The 16981-nt window shown below is 63.3% G+C and carries 18 protein-coding genes; 12 read left to right on the top strand and 6 right to left on the bottom strand.

Annotated elements, in window-relative coordinates:
• Positions 1-17 precede the first annotated feature (17 nt).
• The 10 genes from thiM (at position 18) to OS035_RS12790 (ending at position 9373) form a co-directional block, all read left to right on the top strand.
• Positions 18-821: a hydroxyethylthiazole kinase gene (gene thiM / locus OS035_RS12835; protein WP_183778122.1), complete on the top strand. Its 804-nt coding sequence runs from the start codon at positions 18-20 to the stop codon at positions 819-821.
• Positions 818-1453 carry a thiamine phosphate synthase gene (gene thiE / locus OS035_RS12830; RefSeq protein WP_183778120.1) on the top strand — a complete coding sequence of 212 codons (636 nt, stop codon included), beginning with the start codon at positions 818-820 and terminating at the stop codon, positions 1451-1453. Before thiM ends, thiE begins: the two co-directional genes overlap by 4 nt.
• Complete coding sequence (gene thiD, locus OS035_RS12825; RefSeq protein WP_183778118.1) at positions 1450-2283, top strand: bifunctional hydroxymethylpyrimidine kinase/phosphomethylpyrimidine kinase; 834 nt, start codon at positions 1450-1452, stop codon at positions 2281-2283. The genes thiE and thiD overlap by 4 nt, the downstream gene beginning before the upstream one ends.
• A gap of 216 nt (positions 2284-2499) precedes the next feature.
• Positions 2500-2979 carry a GNAT family N-acetyltransferase gene (locus OS035_RS12820; RefSeq protein WP_183778116.1) on the top strand — a complete coding sequence of 160 codons (480 nt, stop codon included), beginning with the start codon at positions 2500-2502 and terminating at the stop codon, positions 2977-2979.
• A gap of 24 nt (positions 2980-3003) precedes the next feature.
• Positions 3004-4026, top strand: a complete 1023-nt coding sequence (locus OS035_RS12815; protein ID WP_183778114.1) for a glycoside hydrolase family 3 protein — start codon at positions 3004-3006, stop codon at positions 4024-4026.
• 42 nt (positions 4027-4068) lie between these two features.
• Complete coding sequence (locus tag OS035_RS12810; protein ID WP_331813776.1) at positions 4069-5712, top strand: ABC transporter substrate-binding protein; 1644 nt, start codon at positions 4069-4071, stop codon at positions 5710-5712.
• 107 nt (positions 5713-5819) lie between these two features.
• Positions 5820-6797: an ABC transporter permease gene (locus tag OS035_RS12805; protein WP_097628983.1), complete on the top strand. Its 978-nt coding sequence runs from the start codon at positions 5820-5822 to the stop codon at positions 6795-6797.
• A gap of 1 nt (position 6798) precedes the next feature.
• Positions 6799-7677 carry an ABC transporter permease gene (locus tag OS035_RS12800; protein WP_183778110.1) on the top strand — a complete coding sequence of 293 codons (879 nt, stop codon included), beginning with the start codon at positions 6799-6801 and terminating at the stop codon, positions 7675-7677.
• Positions 7674-8477, top strand: coding sequence for an ABC transporter ATP-binding protein (locus OS035_RS12795; protein ID WP_183778107.1), 804 nt, complete (start codon positions 7674-7676; stop codon positions 8475-8477). Before OS035_RS12800 ends, OS035_RS12795 begins: the two co-directional genes overlap by 4 nt.
• Positions 8474-9373, top strand: a complete 900-nt coding sequence (locus tag OS035_RS12790) for an ABC transporter ATP-binding protein (protein ID WP_183778105.1) — start codon at positions 8474-8476, stop codon at positions 9371-9373. Before OS035_RS12795 ends, OS035_RS12790 begins: the two co-directional genes overlap by 4 nt.
• A 6-nt stretch (positions 9374-9379) precedes the next feature.
• Here the strand turns inward: OS035_RS12790 and OS035_RS12785 are convergent, their stop codons facing one another.
• The gene (locus OS035_RS12785) at positions 9380-9817 is read right to left on the bottom strand and encodes a VOC family protein (protein ID WP_012555158.1); all 438 of its coding nucleotides are present in this window, start codon (positions 9815-9817) and stop codon (positions 9380-9382) included.
• A 243-nt stretch (positions 9818-10060) separates the two neighbouring features.
• Between OS035_RS12785 and OS035_RS12780 the strand changes: the two genes are divergently transcribed.
• Positions 10061-10741, top strand: a complete 681-nt coding sequence (locus tag OS035_RS12780; RefSeq protein ID WP_183778103.1) for a spermidine synthase — start codon at positions 10061-10063, stop codon at positions 10739-10741.
• Between the two features lie 14 nt (positions 10742-10755).
• On the opposite strand, the gene OS035_RS12775 is transcribed toward OS035_RS12780, so the two are convergent.
• The 3 genes from OS035_RS12775 to OS035_RS12765 form a co-directional block, all read right to left on the bottom strand.
• Entirely contained in the window at positions 10756-11550 is a 795-nt protein-coding gene (locus OS035_RS12775; protein WP_183778102.1) for an HpcH/HpaI aldolase family protein, read from the bottom strand.
• A gap of 61 nt (positions 11551-11611) precedes the next feature.
• Positions 11612-11812: a hypothetical protein gene (locus OS035_RS12770; RefSeq protein ID WP_183778100.1), complete on the bottom strand. Its 201-nt coding sequence runs from the start codon at positions 11810-11812 to the stop codon at positions 11612-11614.
• Positions 11813-11900: 88 nt separating this feature from the next.
• Positions 11901-12806, bottom strand: a complete 906-nt coding sequence (locus OS035_RS12765) for a choline sulfate utilization transcriptional regulator (protein ID WP_183778098.1) — start codon at positions 12804-12806, stop codon at positions 11901-11903.
• Between the two features lie 94 nt (positions 12807-12900).
• Here OS035_RS12765 and betC point away from each other — a divergent pair, with 94 nt between their 5' ends.
• Positions 12901-14415: a choline-sulfatase gene (gene betC / locus OS035_RS12760; RefSeq protein ID WP_183778096.1), complete on the top strand. Its 1515-nt coding sequence runs from the start codon at positions 12901-12903 to the stop codon at positions 14413-14415.
• A gap of 18 nt (positions 14416-14433) precedes the next feature.
• Here the strand turns inward: betC and OS035_RS12755 are convergent, their stop codons facing one another.
• Together OS035_RS12755 and OS035_RS12750 are read right to left on the bottom strand one after the other, a co-directional pair.
• Positions 14434-15294 carry a sugar phosphate isomerase/epimerase family protein gene (locus OS035_RS12755; protein ID WP_183778094.1) on the bottom strand — a complete coding sequence of 287 codons (861 nt, stop codon included), beginning with the start codon at positions 15292-15294 and terminating at the stop codon, positions 14434-14436.
• Between the two features lie 65 nt (positions 15295-15359).
• Positions 15360-16730, bottom strand: a complete 1371-nt coding sequence (locus OS035_RS12750) for an amidase (RefSeq protein ID WP_331813775.1) — start codon at positions 16728-16730, stop codon at positions 15360-15362.
• Positions 16731-16981: the final 251 nt, after the last annotated feature.

Below are 16981 nucleotides of genomic sequence, written 5' to 3'. Positions count from 1 at the left end.
CGCCTGAAAGGGGCCACATGCAGACCAGGAGCACACCAGGAGCCATGCTGAAGGCGATGCGCGAAAAGCCGCCGCTCGTTCAGTGCATCACCAATTATGTCGCGATGAACGTCGCCGCCAATGTTCTCCTGGCCGCCGGCGCCTCGCCGGCCATGGTGCATGCGGCTGAGGAAGCCGGTGAGTTCGCCGGCCTCGCGAGCGCGCTGACCGTCAATATCGGCACGCTGTCGACGCAATGGATCGACGGCATGCAGGCGGCGGCGAAGGCGGCGACCTCGGCCGGCAAACCCTGGGTGCTCGATCCGGTCGCCCATTATGCCACGGCCTTCCGCCGCGATGCGGTCGCTGCTCTGCTGGCGCTCAAGCCGACGATCATCCGCGGCAACGCTTCCGAGATCATCGCGCTTGCCGGCGGCGAGAGCCGCGGCCAGGGCGTCGACAGCCGCGATCCGGTCGAACAGGCCGAAGGTTCGGCGCGATGGCTGGCCGAGCGCCAGCAGGCGGTCGTCGCTGTCACCGGCGCTGTCGATTTCGTCACCGACGGCGAGCGGGCGGTGCGCATCACAGGCGGATCGGCCTTGATGCCGCAGGTCACCGCGCTTGGCTGCTCGCTCACCTGCCTCGTCGGCGCCTTTGCCGCCACCGTGCCCGAGGATCTGTTCGGCGCGACGGTCGCCGCCCTTTCAACCTTCGCCATCGCCGGCGAGGAGGCAGCGCTCGGTGCGGCCGGCCCCGGCTCCTTTGCCTGGCGCTTTCTCGACGCGCTGAACGCGCTCGATGCCGAAACGCTCGATGCCAGGGCAAGGATATCGGCGGCATGAAGAGTTTCGACCTTTCGCTCTATCTCGTTCTCGATCCCGATCTCTGCGCCGGGATCGGCATGGTCGAGACCGCGCGCCGTGCCGTTGCCGGCGGCGCGACGATGGTGCAGCTGCGCGACAAACATGCCGGCACGGCCGCAATGATCGAGACCGGACGCGCCTTGAAACAGGCGCTTGATGGCACCGGCGCCCGCCTCGTCGTCAACGACGATGTCGAGGCGGCGATCGCCATCGGCGCCGACGGGTTGCATATCGGCCAGGAGGATATGGATGCGGCGACAGCGCGGGCGATGATCGGTCCCGACATGATCCTCGGCCTGTCGGTCGAAACCGCGGCGCTTGCTGCTGCCGTCGATCCCGATCTCGTCGACTATACCGGCGTCGGGCCGGTGTTTGCGACGCCGACCAAGGCCGACCACAAGCAGCCGATCGGTTTTGACGGTCTTGCCAAACTGGTGGCGGTCTCGCCGGTGCCCTCGGTTGCCATCGGCGGGCTCAAGGCGGAGCATGTGGCCGAAGTCTTTGCCGCAGGCGCAAGCGGGCTTGCCGTCGTCTCCGCCATTTGCGGCGCGCCGGATCCGGAAGCCGCCACACACCGCATCGCCGCAGAAATTCGAAAGGCCCGCGCATGATCCGCAACGTCCTCTCCATCGCCGGCTCCGATCCCTCCGGCGGCGCCGGCATCCAGGCCGACCTCAAGGCCTTTTCCGCCCGGGGCGTCTACGGCATGGCGGTGCTGACGGCGCTGACGGCGCAGAACACGCAAGGCGTCAGCGGCGTGCATCTGGTGCCGCCTCCATTCGTCGCCGATCAGATCAATGCCGTCTTTGCCGATGTGCGCGTCGATGCCGTCAAGATCGGCATGATCGCCAATGCCGGCATCGCCGAGGCCGTCGCCGCCGCACTCGACGCAGCTGTGGCCGCAGCACCGGCCGACCGCCGCGGCATTCCCATCGTCATCGATCCCGTGATGATCGCCAAGGGCGGGGCCGCCCTGCTTGCGCCCGAAGCCGTCGACGTGCTGAACCGCCGGTTGCTGCCGCTCGCCACACTGCTGACCCCGAACCTGCCTGAAGCCGCCGCCCTGCTGCACCAGCCGGTCGCGACGAACCGGGCCGAGATGGCGGCGCAGGCCGAAGGCCTGCGGGCGCTCGGTCCGGCCGCCGTGCTGGTCAAGGGCGGCCATCTCGACTGCGACGACAGCCCCGACGTGCTTGCCACAGCCGACGGCCTGCACTGGTTCGAAGCCCGGCGGGTGCCGACCAAGAACACCCACGGCACTGGCTGCACGCTGTCGAGCGCGTTGGCGGCCGAGCTTGCCAAGGGCGCCTCGGTGCCGGAGGCGGTCGCCATCGCCAAGGATTACCTCGCCGGCGCGGTCGCCGCCGCCGGAAGCCTCACCGTCGGCTCCGGCCACGGGCCGGTGCAGCATTTTCATGCGCTTTGGAAAGTGACGGGATAAGCATCCATCATCGACGCACCCCTTTCAATCGAAACGGCTCGGGCTCCCCGGGCCGTTTTTGCGTTCGGCAGCCAGCTTGCTTTTGATCGAGAGCATCATGGCGAGCAGCATCGCGCCATTTGAAAAACGCAGTTGACAAGCTCAGCCAGATAGCCAAGTCTATGACATTAAAAGGGGATATATTCCGCAATAACGGAATATGAGGAGGAATGACCGGTGCCAGACCTGCTTGTGAGTCTATACTCCACAAAGCTTGCCGATCTGAATCGGAAAGCCGATCTTGTCGGTGTCTCCATCCGACCGGCCCTCCCCTCGGAACTGCATCTCGTCGTCGACTGGGTTCGCCAGCAGTTCAGCGAAAACTGGGCGAGCGAAGTCTCCGTCGCCTTCTCCCGCCAGCCGGTTGGCTGCCTGATCGCCGTCGACGGCGGCAAGCTGCTCGGCTTTGCCTGCTACGACACGACAGCGCGCGGCTTCTTCGGCCCGACCGGCGTCGACCCGCAAGCCCGCGGCAAGGGTATCGGGCTCGCCCTGTTTTCCGCCTGCCTTCAGACCATGAAGACGCTTGGCCATGCCTATGCCTTCATCGGCGATGCCGGCCCCGTCGATTTTTACGCGAAGACCGCAGGCGCCATCATCATCCCCGCCCCCGACAAGGGCATTTACGAAGGCATGCTGAGACGCACGCCGACCTGACCATCTGATCCCGGAGTTACAGAATTGTCCTCGACCCCGCTCGCCCTTTTCGTCGGCCTTCCCAATCCAGTCCTTTCGGATGATGAATTCGCCCTGTTTCGTGAGACCAATCCGATGGGCCTCTTCGTTGGCCGGCGAAATCAGCGCGAGCCGGAGCAGACGAAGCGGCTGATCGAACGCTTTCGCGAAGCCGTCGGCCGCGACGATGCGCCTGTTTTCACCGACCAGGAAGGTGGCCGCGTGCAGCATCTCGATGCCGGCCCCTGGCCGCTGTTCCGCAGCTTCGGCCAGTTCGCCGAACTTGCGCGCCGCGATTTCGCGCTCGCCAAAAAAGCATTGCGCCTTTCCTCCCAGGCCATGGGGGCGATGATGACGGAACTTGGCCTTTCCAGCGGATGCTCGCCCGTGCTCGACCTCGTCTTCGAGACGACGAGCGCTGTCATCGGCGCCCGCTCTTTCGGCCCCGATCCTGATGTCATCGCCGCCCTCGGCCGCGAGGTGGTCTACGGCCTGCTCGAGACCGGCAACATGCCGGTGATGAAGCACATTCCCGGCCATGGCCGCGCAACGCTGGATTCCCACAAGGAACGCCCGGTGGTCGATGCCAGCCGCGAGACGCTCGCTGCGACCGATTTCAAGCCCTTCGTGGCGCTGAAGGATACGCCCTGGGCCATGGTCGCCCACGTCGTCTACTCGGCCTACGACAAGGAATTGCCGGCCTCCATCTCGCCGGTCATGCACGACCTCATCCGCAACGACATGGGCTATGACGGCGTGCTGATTTCCGATTGCATCTTCATGGAATCGCTCTCCGGCACCCTGCCGGAACGCGTCAAACAGGTGCTCGACGCCGGCTTCGACATCGCCCTCCACAGCCATGGCGACGTCAGGGAAAGCGAAGCCGCCGCCAGGGCGGCCCGGCCGCTGACGGACGCAGCTCTCAAGCGGATTGCCGCCGGCAAGGCCCGCCTCGGCAATCTCAAGATCGATGTCCGCGCAGCCCATGCTGAAGTCGAAGACATGTTTGCAAGCGCGCTGGTTTCCTGACCGGCGCGCCATCTCTCACCGCATAAAAAAGGGGAATAAGACATGAAAAAATATCTTCTTGCCGCCGCCCTGACGCTGCTTTCGGGCTCCGCAATGGCGCAAACGGTCCTGACGGCGAATATCGAACCGGCGACGACCTGGGTGCGCAACTTCAACCCGTTCAACCAGACCTCGTCGCGCCAGTCGACGCTCGATTTCATCTATGAGCCGCTCGTTATCTTCAACCGCTTCGACAGCAACAAGCCGGTCTATCGCCTGGCCGAAAGCTTCAAGCTCTCCGACGATCTGAAAAGCATCGATTTCAAGCTGCGCCCGAACCTGAAATGGTCTGATGGGAAACCGCTGACCGCAGCCGACGTCAAGTTCACCTATGATTATCTGAAGAAATTCCCGGCGCTCGACTTCGTCAGCATCTGGAGCTTCATCACCGATGTCAAAGCCGTCGACGATCAGACGGTGCGCTTCACGCTCGCCAATCCGAGCTCGCTCGCCGCCGAGCAGATTTCACAGCTGCCGATCGTTCCGGAACATGTCTGGAAGGATGTTGCCGACCCGGTCACTTTCGCCAACGAGAACCCGGTCGGCAGCGGCCCACTGACCGAGGTTCCGCGCTTCACCGGCCAGACCTACGACCAGTGCCGCAACCCGAACTATTGGGACAACGCCCATCTGAAGGTCGATTGCCTGCGCTTTCCGCAGCTTGCCGACAACAACCAGATGCTGACGGCAACGGCCGACGGCACCCTCGACTGGGGCGTCTCCTTCATTCCCGATATCGACAATGTCTATGTTTCCAAGGATCCGGCCCATTTCCACTATTGGTATTCGCCGAGCAGCATGGTCGCCTTCCTGTTCAACCTGGAAACGGCAAACGAGAACAACAAGAAGGCCTTCAACGACCTGAAATTCCGCCGGGCCGTCTCGATGGCGCTCGACCGCAAGACGATGATCGACGTCGCCGGCTACGGCTATCCGACGCTGAACGAAGATCCCGGCCTGATGGGCGAACTTTACAAGAGCTGGGCGGACCCCTCCGTCAAGGCCGATTTCGGCAAATTCGCCACCTATGATGCTGACGCCGCCAAGGCCCTGCTCGACGAAGCGGGCTATAAGGACAAGGACGGCGATGGTTTCCGCGACAATCCCGACGGCAGCAAGATCTCTTTCTCGATCATCGTGCCCAGCGCCTGGACCGACTGGAGCGACACCGTCAATCTCGCCGTCGAAGGCATGCAGGCGGTCGGCATCGACGCCAGGATCGAAACGCCTGAAGAAGCCGTCTGGACCGGCAACCTTATCAACGGCACCTTCGATGCGGCGATCAACAGCCTGCCGGCCTCGGCCTCGCCCTATTATCCCTATAAGCGCGCCTTCAGCGCTTCGGACAAGGGCAAGACCCGCTTCACCGCGCAGCGCTGGTTCAATCCCGAGGTCGAAAAGCTCGTCACCGAGTTCACCCAGACCGCGGATCTTGCCAAGCAGAAGGACGCGATGAACAAGGCGCAGCGTATCGTCGCCGAGAACATGCCGATGATTCCGGTGTTCAACAATCCTAACTGGTATCAGTACAACACCAAGCGTTTCACCGGCTGGTCGACCAAGGAAAATCCATTCGTCAATCCGTCGATCTCACGGACCAATCCGGCACGCCTCCTGAACCTGCTCGCGCTCGAGCCGGTCAAGTAAGACACCTCCCGGGAGCGGCGTCAGAGCATGATGCCGAAAAGTGTAAGCGGTTTTCGGATGACGTCACGCTCATCCAGAAGCGCCGCTCCCGTCACGACGGAGTTCTCATGGCTTTTCTGCTTCGCCGCCTCGTCTTCTACATGGCAGCCTTCATCGCCGCAGCTACGATCAATTTCTTCCTGCCGCGCCTGATGCCGGGCGATCCCGTGCAGATCATGTTCTCGAGCGCCGGCACCGAATTACCGCCGGAAAGCCTGCAGGCGCTGAAGCTCACCTTTGGCTTCGTCGACGGGCCGCTCTGGCAGCAATATCTCACCTATCTCGGCAGCATCTTCACCGGCGATCTCGGCCGCTCGATCAAGTATTTCCCGCTGCCGGTCACCTCGGTGCTCGGTCATGCCCTTATCTGGACCGTCAGCCTGATGGGCACAGCGACGATCATCAGCTTTGCGCTCGGCACCCTCCTCGGCATCGCCGCCGCCTGGCGCCGCGGCAGCAGGTTCGATGTTGTCGTCTCCGTCGGCGCGATTTTCGCGACATCGGTGCCGGCCGTCGTCACCTCGCTGATTGTGCTCTTCATCTTCGGCTTTACACTCGGCTGGTTCCCGAACGGCTATGCCGCCGATCCATCGCTCGATCCGGCCTTCAGCCTGCAATATCTCGGCAGCGTCGCCTATCACGGCATCCTGCCGATGGTCACGCTCTGCACCGTGCTGATCGGCGGCTTCACCGTGACCATGCGCAACAACATGATCAACCTGATCGGCGAGGACTATATCGTCATGGCCCGCGCCAAGGGCCTTTCCGACCGGCATGTGATGCTCTGGTATGCGGCGCGCAACGCCCTGCTGCCGACCGTCTCCAGCCTTGCCATCGCCATCGGCACCATTCTCGGTGGCTCGCTGGTGACCGAGGTCGTCTATAACTATCCCGGCCTTGGCAATATTCTCTACCAGGCGATCCTCGCCCGCGATTACCCCGTCATCCAGGGCCAGCTCCTCATCATGACCGCGACCATGCTGATCGCCAATTTCATCGTCGACGTCAGTTATATCCTGCTCGACCCGCGGCTGAAGGGAGCGTGAGATGAGGAGCCTGCTGCGAAACCGCAAGGCGCTCACCGGCCTCGTCATCATCGCCGTCATCGTCATCGTCGCGATCGCAGCACCGCTGCTGACGCAATACGATCCCGCCGCCCGCACCGGGCGGCCGCACCGGCCGCCGTCGCTCGACCATATTCTCGGCACCACCCGCATCGGCCAAGATGTCTTTGCCCGGCTGATCTACGGCGCCCGCACATCGCTCGCCGTCGGCTTCGGCGCCGGGCTGCTGATCACCCTCGTCGGCACCGCGCTCGGCATCATCTCCGGCTATCGCGGCGGCAAGACCGACGAGATCATCAGCTTTTTCACCAATATGGTTCTAGTCGTTCCCAATCTGCCGCTGCTGCTCGTACTCGCCGCCTTCATCGGCCAGGCAAGCCCCGTGGTCATTGCGCTGATCCTGGGGGCCACGTCCTGGGCCTGGGGCGCCCGCGTCACCCGCGCCGAAACGCTCTCCGTCAAACACAAGGATTTCGTCAAATCCGCCGAGATGATGGGCGAGCCGCAATGGCGGATCATGACATTCGAGATCTTTCCCAACGTGATATCGATCGTCGGCATCAATTTCATCGGCAGCGTCATCTTCGCGATCATCACCGAGGCGACGCTCGAGTTTCTCGGCCTCGGCGACCCCAGAGCGATCTCCTGGGGCACCATGCTCTACAATGCGCAGAAGGCCTCTGCCCTTTCGGTCGGCGCCTGGTGGGATATCCTCACCCCCTGCTTCGCGCTCGCCTTCCTCGGCATCGGCATGTCGCTGCTGAATTTCGCCGTCGACGAGATTGCCAATCCGCGGCTGCGCACCGGCAATCACCTGAAGCGCTGGTCGCTGCTGGTCCGTTCCGGGGAGGGCCGCCTGTGACGCAGCCGCTGCTGTCGGTGAGAAATCTCACCATCGATTATATCGGCGAGCAGAAAGATTTCCGCGCCGTCGACGACGTCAATTTCGACGTCGCACCCGGCGAGGTTTTCGGGCTCGCCGGCGAATCCGGCTGCGGCAAGAGCACCATCGCCTTCGCCATCAGCCGCCTGCACAAGCCGCCGGCGCTAATCCGCAAGGAAAGCCGCATCCTGCTCGACGGCCGCGATGTGCTCGATCTCGACCAGCAGGCGCTTGCCGCCTTCCGCTGGCGCGAGGTCGCCATGGTCTTCCAGAGCGCCATGAACTCGCTGAACCCGGTGCTGCGCATCGAGACGCAATTCTACGACATGCTGCGCACCCACAAGGGCATGAGCCGTGCTGCGGCCCGCGAGCGCACCGCCGAAATGCTGAGGCTCGTCGATATCGCGCCGGATCGCATGCGCGACTACCCGCACCAGTTTTCCGGCGGCATGCGCCAGCGCATCGTCATCGCCATCTGCATGGCGCTCGATCCGAAGCTGGTCGTCATGGACGAGCCGACGACGGCGCTCGACGTGGTCGTCCAGCGCGAAATCCTGCAGCGCATCAACGAGCTGCGCCGCCGCTTCGGTTTCTCGGTGTTGTTCATCACTCATGATCTCGGGCTGATGGTGCAATTCTGCGACCGCATCGGCATCATGCTGTCAGGCAGGCTGGTGGAGCAGAACGCGGCCGAGGCGATCTACCGGACGCCGCAGCACGACTATACGAAAAGGCTCTGGGCCTCCTTCCCCTCGCTTCACGGAGGAGTGCTGCTATGAGCGACGCCATCCTCGCGCTCGACACCGTCACCAAGAGGTTCGGCCATGGTTCGGCGGCCGTGCATGCGGCGCGCGCCATTTCCTTTTCGCTGCACGCCGGCCGGGCGCTGGCACTCGTCGGCGAATCCGGCAGCGGCAAGACGACCTGCGCCCGCATGGCGATGCGCGAATATCTGCCGACATCGGGCCGCATCCTCTATAAGGGCCGGCCGGTCGAGGCGGCGAACTCCGCCGAAATCGGCCGCTACCGCCGCTCGGTGCAGATGATCTTCCAGGACCCCTTCGCCTCGCTCAACCCCGCCCATACCATCGCCTTTCATCTCCGGCGGCCGCTGAAGCTGCATCGCCCGGAGATCAAAGGAAGCGAGATCGACGTCGCGGTCCGCGAACTGCTGACGCGCGTCAGGCTCGATCCCGATCTCGTCGCGCCAAAATATCCGCATGAACTCTCCGGCGGCCAGCGCCAGCGCGTTAACATCGCCCGCGCGCTTGCGGTCCAGCCGGAGGTGATCGTCGCGGACGAGCCGACCTCCATGCTCGACGTCTCGGTCCGCCTCGGCGTATTGAATCTGCTGAACGAGATGAAGCAGGAGATGAATCTCGGCCTGCTCTATATCACCCATGACATCGCCACCGCCCGCTATGTCGCAGAAGATATCGCCGTAATGTATGCCGGCCAGATCGTCGAATGGGGCAGCACCGCAAGAGTGATCGACAATCCGCTGCATCCCTATACAAGGCTGCTGCTCTCCGCCGTGCCCGATCCGGACGTCCGCTTCGAGGACCCGAAGGCACGCCTCAGGCCCGAGGAGGTGGAGGACATCCGCCGCCGTTCCGCTGTGCCGCAGGACGAGATCGTCGAAGCGGAGCCGCAGCATTTCATACGGATGATCTGAGGCGCCTCAGCTCAGTTCCTGGGCGAGTCCGAGGAGAAGCCCTTCGGGGCCTCTTATGTAGCAGAGCCGATATGTGTCTCCATACTGGACGACTTCGCCGACGAGCTGCGCGCCACGCGCGCGAAGCCTTTCAAGCGTGTCGTCGATGTCCTCAACGGTGAACATGACGCGGAGATAGCCAAGCGCGTTGACCGGAGCGTTGCGGTGATCTGCGACGACATCAGGCATCAGGAAGCGGGAGAGCTCGAGCCGGCTGTGGCCATCAGGTGTGCGCATCATGGCGATCTCGACACGCTGATCGCCCAGTCCAGTGATCCGCCCCGCCCATTCTCCTTCGATCATGGCCCGTCCTTCGAGCTCGAGGCCGAGTTCGCCAAAGAAATCAATCGCCACTGCGAGGTCTTCGACGACGATGCCTACATTGTCCATTCGCTTGAGCGCCATGTTTCCAATCTCCAAAAGTGTCGTTGCAATCTCCGAGGCGTCGCCTCGTGCAACAAAGGACGTGTGAGGATTCCCAGCGCCGACAACCATCCGAGCATAATTCGCTGCTCTTGACATCGGAAGCTTGAATCATGGACCGCCTCTAGCCACCGCCCCGCCTTCAAACGGTCCCGAGGCCTGCTGACTGGCCCCGCTCATCACCCTATGCTAGGGGACGGTTCTTTCAAATGAGGCGAAACCGTCATGCTGCCCTGGATCCAGCTCGATTCCGCGACCATTCCCGGCGAAGGCGGCGAACTCAGGCTGAAGCAGCGCGGCAGCGAGTTCTCGATCATGCTCGGCGCCAACGAGCTGATGAACAGCCGCCTCAGCGGCTCGGAAGAAGCGCTGGCGACCCTTTCCTGGGAGCGGATCAAGGCGCATCCGAAACCGAAGGTCCTGATCGGCGGCCTCGGCATGGGCTTTACCCTGCGCGCTGCCCTCGCCATCCTTCCCGAAAATGCCGGCGTCACCGTCGCCGAACTGGTGCCGGCCGTCGTCGCCTGGGCGCGCGGGCCGATGGCCGAGGTCTTCAAGGGCTGTCTCGACGATCCGCGCGTCGTCATCCATCAAGGCGATGTCGGCGAGGCGATCCGTGCCGGCAAGGCGGCCTATGACGCCATCCTGCTCGATGTCGACAATGGCCCGGATGGGTTGACCCGCAAATCCAACGATCGGCTCTATGATTTCGCCGGCCTGCGCGCCGCCCGCGACGCGCTTCGCCTCGGCGGCGTGCTCGCCGTCTGGTCGTCCGGCCCCGACCCCGATTTTACCCGCCGCCTGAGGGACAGCGGTTTTTCCGTCGATGCGGTCAACACCCGCGCCAACGGCAAACGCGGCGGCGCCCGCCATGTGATCTGGCTGGCGGTGAAGCCGGCCCGCTGACTAAAGCACCGTAATCAACTGGCCGACGCGATCCTGCGGGCGGCATTGATGGCGCGGCGGGCGCCTGCGCGCAACTGCGTGGTCTCGGCGCCGGCGATGACCAGGTCGAAGCCGAATTTCAATAGTTCGCCGGCCCGCTCGCCGTCGGCGGCGAACGCGCAGGCGAATTTGCCGTGGGCGCGGCAGCGCGCGACGGCATGCTGCATGGCGCTGTCGATTTCGGCAGCGTTCGGCGCCACCTGATCACCGTTCGACAGCGCAATCGAAAGATCGGAAGGGCCGATGAAAATGCCGTCGATGCCGGTCACATCGAGAATGCCGTCGATCGCATCGAGCGCGGCGCGGGTCTCGATCATGGCGATGGCAACGGTGAGCGCATTGGCGTTCTTCAAATAATCGTCGTCCGACAGGCCGGTATGATTCAGCGCCAATGACGGCCCCCAGCTGCGCTCGCCGACGGGCGGATATTTCGTCGTCCGGACCAGGGCTCTCGCATCGTCTGCCGAATTGATCATCGGCGCGATGATGCCGGTGGCACCGGCGTCGAGCAGCCGCGAGGCGGAAGCGAAACCGCCGACTGGGATGCGCGCCAGGGCCGGCTTGCCGGCCAGGCGCACCTGCGCGATGCCATTGGCCGCCGACGGCATGTCCCACATGCCGTGCTGCATATCCAGCACGACGGCATCGAAGGCCTCCTGCGCCAGATGGTTGACGAGCATGGGGTCGGGAATGCCGACCCAGGCGGAGATCATCCCGCCCCGGCTGCCCCTGATCCGGTTCGCAAAGCCGTCTATGTCAGCTGCACCCATGCCATTCTCCCACAATTCTTCAGACCGCCGGCGGCCATTGCTGCCAGGCAGCGGCGGCGGTTCAGACTCTCCGGCGCCGTCGCGAGACGATGATCATGACAGCAATGCCGGCTGCGGCGAGAATGGCACCCCACAACACCCAGATCGTTTGGGCGATCATGAAGCTCGACGCCGGATAAGGAAAATAGCCGCTTCCCTGTCCGATCCAGATCAGCCCGAGGAGGACCATCAGCAGTCCGATGATATATCCGATCGTTCGCATGCTTGCGTCACTTTCGCTATGGATTCGTTCCCACAATGTCGGCCGCCGCCGCCGATGGCAAGGGTTCTGCTGCGGAGAATAATCCACGTCAGCCGTTCCCTCCGACTTCGCCCATCAGCCAGGCGCCGAGGCTTTCGCTATGCGGGCTTGGAGATCGCGGCGGCACCAGCCAGTAACCGCGGTCCTGCGCCTCGAGCGGCGGGCCGGCTTCGACCAGCATGCCTGCTTGGAGCAGCGTATCGACGAGCCCCATCCAGCCGATCGCCACGCCCTGCCCGCTCAACGCAGCCTGAATGACCAGCGAATAGGTATTGAAGCTGATATCGCCGCGGCCGGCATGGCCGTCGCGCAGGACGGAGAATTCGGTCAGATAACTGCGCCAGTCGAACCAGGGTGATGGCATCGGCGTGTCGAGATGGATCAGTACCGCCTTGGCAAGCTGCCTCGCATCCTCGCACGGGCCGTTGCGATCGAGAAATCCCTGCGTGCAGACCGGCACAACCTTTTCACGCAGCAGAAGCGTACCGATGGCGCCGAATTCCGCCCGCGTGCCGAAAACGACAGCGACATCCGCTTCGTCGCGAAAACCGGCTGAAAATCGCTGCGTCGCGACGATCTGGATGTCCGTTTCCGGATGAAGAAGCCGAAAGCCGTCCATGCGCGGGATCAGCCAAAGCGATGAAAAGGCATAGTCGGTTCTGAGCCGAACAACTGGTCGTTGGGCTTCGGCGCGGAAACTGCGGGCGAGCGCATCGATGTCACCGACCACTTTCGCGGTGACGTCGAGAAGCCGCTCACCTTCGGCTGTCAGCGTCACGCCGCGATGCTGGCGGCGCAGCAGGCTGACGCCGAACTGCTCCTCCAGCCGGCGGATCTGGTAGCTGACGGCCGGCTGGGTAAGCCCGAGCAGCGCTGCAGCCGACGAAAAGCTCCCGAGTCTCGCGACCTCGACGAAGATGCGCATCCATCCAAGCTCAAGCGGGTGGTCTGGCATAAAAATTCCTTTATGCAAGCATTCAAAAATGCCGTCTTTACAGGCGCGACAATAGGCGTTTCAATAAAATCTGCAAATAGCATAGGAAAACGACATGGCGCGCCCGAATATTCTCATCCTGATGGTGGACCAGCTGAACGGGACCTTGTTTCCCGACGGGCCTGCCGACTTCCTGCATGCGCCGCATCTGAAAGCATTGGCTGAACGTTCCGTGCGCTTCGCCAACACCTATACGGCAAGTCCGCTCTGTGCGCCGGCGCGGGCGTCCTTCATGTCCGGGCAATTGCCGAGCCGGACGCGCGTCTATGACAATGCCGCGGAATTTGCCTCCGACATTCCGACCTATGCGCATCATCTGCGCGCCGCCGGATATCAGACGGCGCTATCGGGCAAAATGCATTTCGTCGGCCCAGACCAGCTTCATGGCTTCGAGGAGCGCCTGACGACCGATATCTACCCTGCCGATTTCGGCTGGACGCCCGACTATAGCAAGCCCGGCGAGCGCATAGACTGGTGGTATCACAATTTGGGTTCGGTGACCGGCGCCGGCGTTGCCGAGATCACCAACCAGTTGGAATATGACGATGAGGTTGCCTACCACGCCACCCGCAAGCTGTTCGATCTCTCACGCGCCCACGACGGACGCCCCTGGTGCTTGACCGTCAGCTTCACCCATCCGCACGACCCCTATGTCGCACGCCGCAAATTCTGGGATCTCTATAAAGACTGCCCGGCGCTTGACCCGGCGGTGGCGCCGATCGCCTTCGAGCAACAGGACCCGCATTCGCAGCGGCTGATGAAAGCTTGCGACCACGAGGCTTTCGACATCAGCCCGGACGAAATCCGGCGCGCAAGGCGGGGCTACTTCGCCAATATCTCCTATGTCGACGAGAAGATCGGCGACATTCTCGGCGTGCTGGAACGGACCCGCATGGCCGACAACACGATCATCCTCTTCGTTTCTGATCACGGCGACATGCTCGGCGACCGCGGCCTCTGGTTCAAGATGAACTTCTTCGAAGGATCGGCGCGCGTCCCGCTGATGATTGCTGCACCCGGCTGGAAGCCGAAACGCATCGATCAGCCGGTCTCCACCCTCGACGTGACGCCGACGCTCGCCGGTCTTGCCGGGATCGACATCACCGCGTTGAAACCATGGACCGAGGGCGAGGATCTCGCGGGCCTCGCCGAGGGTACCGGCAGCCGCAGTCCCGTGCCGATGGAATATGCCGCTGAAGGTTCCGAAGCGCCGCTCGTTTGCCTCAGGGACGGGCGCTACAAGCTTTCGCTCTGCGACAAGGACCCGCCGATGCTGTTCGACCTAGAAGCCGATCCTCAGGAGCTGGACAATCTGGCGGGAAAGCCGGCGCATGCAGACACCCTGGCGAGGCTTGCCGACCAGGCTAGGCGGCGCTGGAACCTTGCCGATTTCGATGCAGCCGTGCGCGAAAGCCAGGCGCGCCGCTGGGTGGTCTACGCGGCGCTGCGCAACGGCGCTTATTATCCCTGGGACTACCAGCCGCTGCAGAAGGCCTCGGAGCGCTATATGCGCAACCACATGGACCTGAACGTGCTCGAGGAAAACCAGAGGTTTCCGCGCCAGGAATGAGCGCGAAATCCTTTGGGATCAAGCCGTCCTGCGCGCCGGCGCCTCGCGCAGGAAATCCTCGATGAACTGCTTCTGCAGCAGGATGCCGTCCCATTCATCGGGGAAGAAGGGCGAGTCGTAGATCAGCGTGAAGGGCCCGGCGTAACCGGCCCGCTCGCACATCTCCAGGCACTTGCGGTAATCCTCTGCATCGAGGCCGGCAACGGTGTAATCGGCCTTGGCATGGCAGATTTCCGCCCGGCGCATGATGTCGGCGAGACCCTCGTATTTCGCGGGCGCTGCCCAATTGCCGAGGTCGCCGTTGAGGCCGACCTTGGCGTCCAGCCGATCCAGCAGCCAGTTCATCTCCACGGGCGACGGCAGCAGGTCGAACCAGTTCTCGACGACGACGCGCACACCGCTACCTTCGGCTTTTTCGGCCAACCAGCCGAGGTGACGGGCGGCACGGCTCAGGTTTTCCTCGGTCGGCTTCTGCTTGCCGGCGATGACGCGCATTCTCTGCGCTCCAAGGGAAGCGGCGATATCGATCCACTGCGCCATCCATCTGACGTCGCGTTCAGCCGTCTCGGGATGGCTTGGATCGCCGTCCTCGACGAGCAGTGTCTGGAACAACACGTCCGAGGCCGTCATTGCGTCGCGCAATTCACTTAGATAGCCGGCCTCAAGGCTCGGCAGATGGAAGGAACATATCTCCAGACGATTGACGCCGCGCGCCGCAAGCGCCGCCGGCATATCGATCAGTGCCGCGGCACCAGGGCCATAGGGTTCTTTCGGCGCAGAACTTTTGTCAGGATCGGGGCTGTAGCCATAAACGGCACCGAGCAGCCGATGCAGCGACCACGTCGAAACAGCGAAGCGTCCGTTTTGCAAGATCTGCACGTGCCTTCCTCCCAGATTTCCTCCTGCCATCAGTCGCAATAAAAGCCCGGCGGTTCAATTGCCAATCAGGCGAAATCGCCGCGGATGACCGGCTCGGCGGCTAGGGCAACTCCCAGCAGCGCTTCGTCGCGACGGGCGGTGGCCGAGAGCAGCAGGCCGACCGGCATGCCGAAGGCACCCGTGCCGCAGGGGATGGAGACGGCGCACCAGTCGAGGAAATTGCCGAGCGCGGTGTTGCGCAGCGTCTTGTTGTTGGTCGCGAAGAACAGCTCGTCGTCCTGCTCCAGCGGACCGATTGGCGGCGCGACATGGGCGACCGTCGGAAAAGCGAGCAGGCGGTCGCCGACAAGGCGCTCGACATCCGCGATCATCCGTTTGCGCGCATCGAGGATCGCCAGGTAATCGGCCAGGGTCGTCCTGCTTCCCAGGCGGGTGCGCATGACGACGCGGTGGTCCATCCTGTCCGCGTCCGGTCCGGCCAAGCGCTCATGGTGAAGTGCGAAAGCTTCGGCGGTGACCAGCGGGCCATATCTCGTCATCAGATCGAAAATCACGTCGAAGGCGGGAATGACGGCACGGGCAACATGGGCGCCGGCCCTTTGAAGCCGTTCCAAACCGGCCTCGAAGGCGGCGATGACGCCCGGTTCGGCTCCGTCGAAGACGATATTTTCAGGCACGAGCAGTTCCAGACCCTGCAACGGACGCTCGACGACGTCAGGCGCGATCCCGCCGCGCATCGCCGCATCGATCCACACCGCATCCCTGACGCTGCGGCAGAGCGGCCCCAGCGAATCCAGGCTCTTGGCCAGCGGATAGACGCCTTCCATCGCATGACGGCCGCGGGTCGCCTTGTAGCCGACAATGCCGTTGAAGGCGGCGGGAATGCGCACCGAGCCGCCGGTGTCCGTGCCCATCGCGACCGGCACCAGGCCGGCTGCGACGGCGACACCGGCACCCGAGGACGAGCCGCCCGGAATGCGCGGGAGATCGGTGCCACGCGGATTGACCGGCGTGCCGTAGTGCGGATTGATGCCGAGGCCGGAAAAGGCGAATTCACTCATATTGGTGCGGCCGATAGCGACCATGCCCGCCTGCCTGAGGAAGCCGACGACGGCCGCATCGCGCCTGGCCGGCGCATCGGCGGCCAGCACGACGGATCCCGCCGTCGTCGCCAGGCCTTCGATATCGAAAAGATCCTTCCAGGCGATTGGAACGCCGTCCAGCAATCCGAGCGATCGGCCTTCCCGCAGACGTTTGGAAGAGGCGCGCGCTTCCTCCATCGCACGGCTTTCGGTCAACGTGGTGAAGACCGCCTTGTCGGCATAATCAGCGATGGCGCCGAAGAAAGCCTCGGCCACATCGACCGGATCGGCCGCGCCACCTTGAATGAGGACGGAAAGCTGGGCGACCGACATCGCGCCGAAGGATTTGCTCATGGGACGATCCACAGAAAGATGATCCTCTGGACTACCCCGGATCATTCCGGCGAGCCAGAGCATCACGATATTTTGCATTTATTAGGACGATTTTTTGAACACTGAGTTTGCAGATTGCCCCTTCAATTGCCGCGATTAAAGACACACATGCTGCACGCATGCGGGAGTCGGCCCGCCATGAGGGTTGAGAGTTTATTCTTGAGAGGCCGGCGCCGCATGTATTGCAGGAGTAATTTAGATGACAGATTGTG

The organism is Rhizobium sp. 268 (genome assembly GCF_036571585.1).
In the GTDB taxonomy this organism is placed as follows: Bacteria; Pseudomonadota; Alphaproteobacteria; order Rhizobiales; family Rhizobiaceae; genus Rhizobium; species Rhizobium redzepovicii.
The sequence above is the reverse complement of the archived record's forward strand: the minus strand, read 5'-3'. Positions and strand labels throughout refer to the sequence as shown.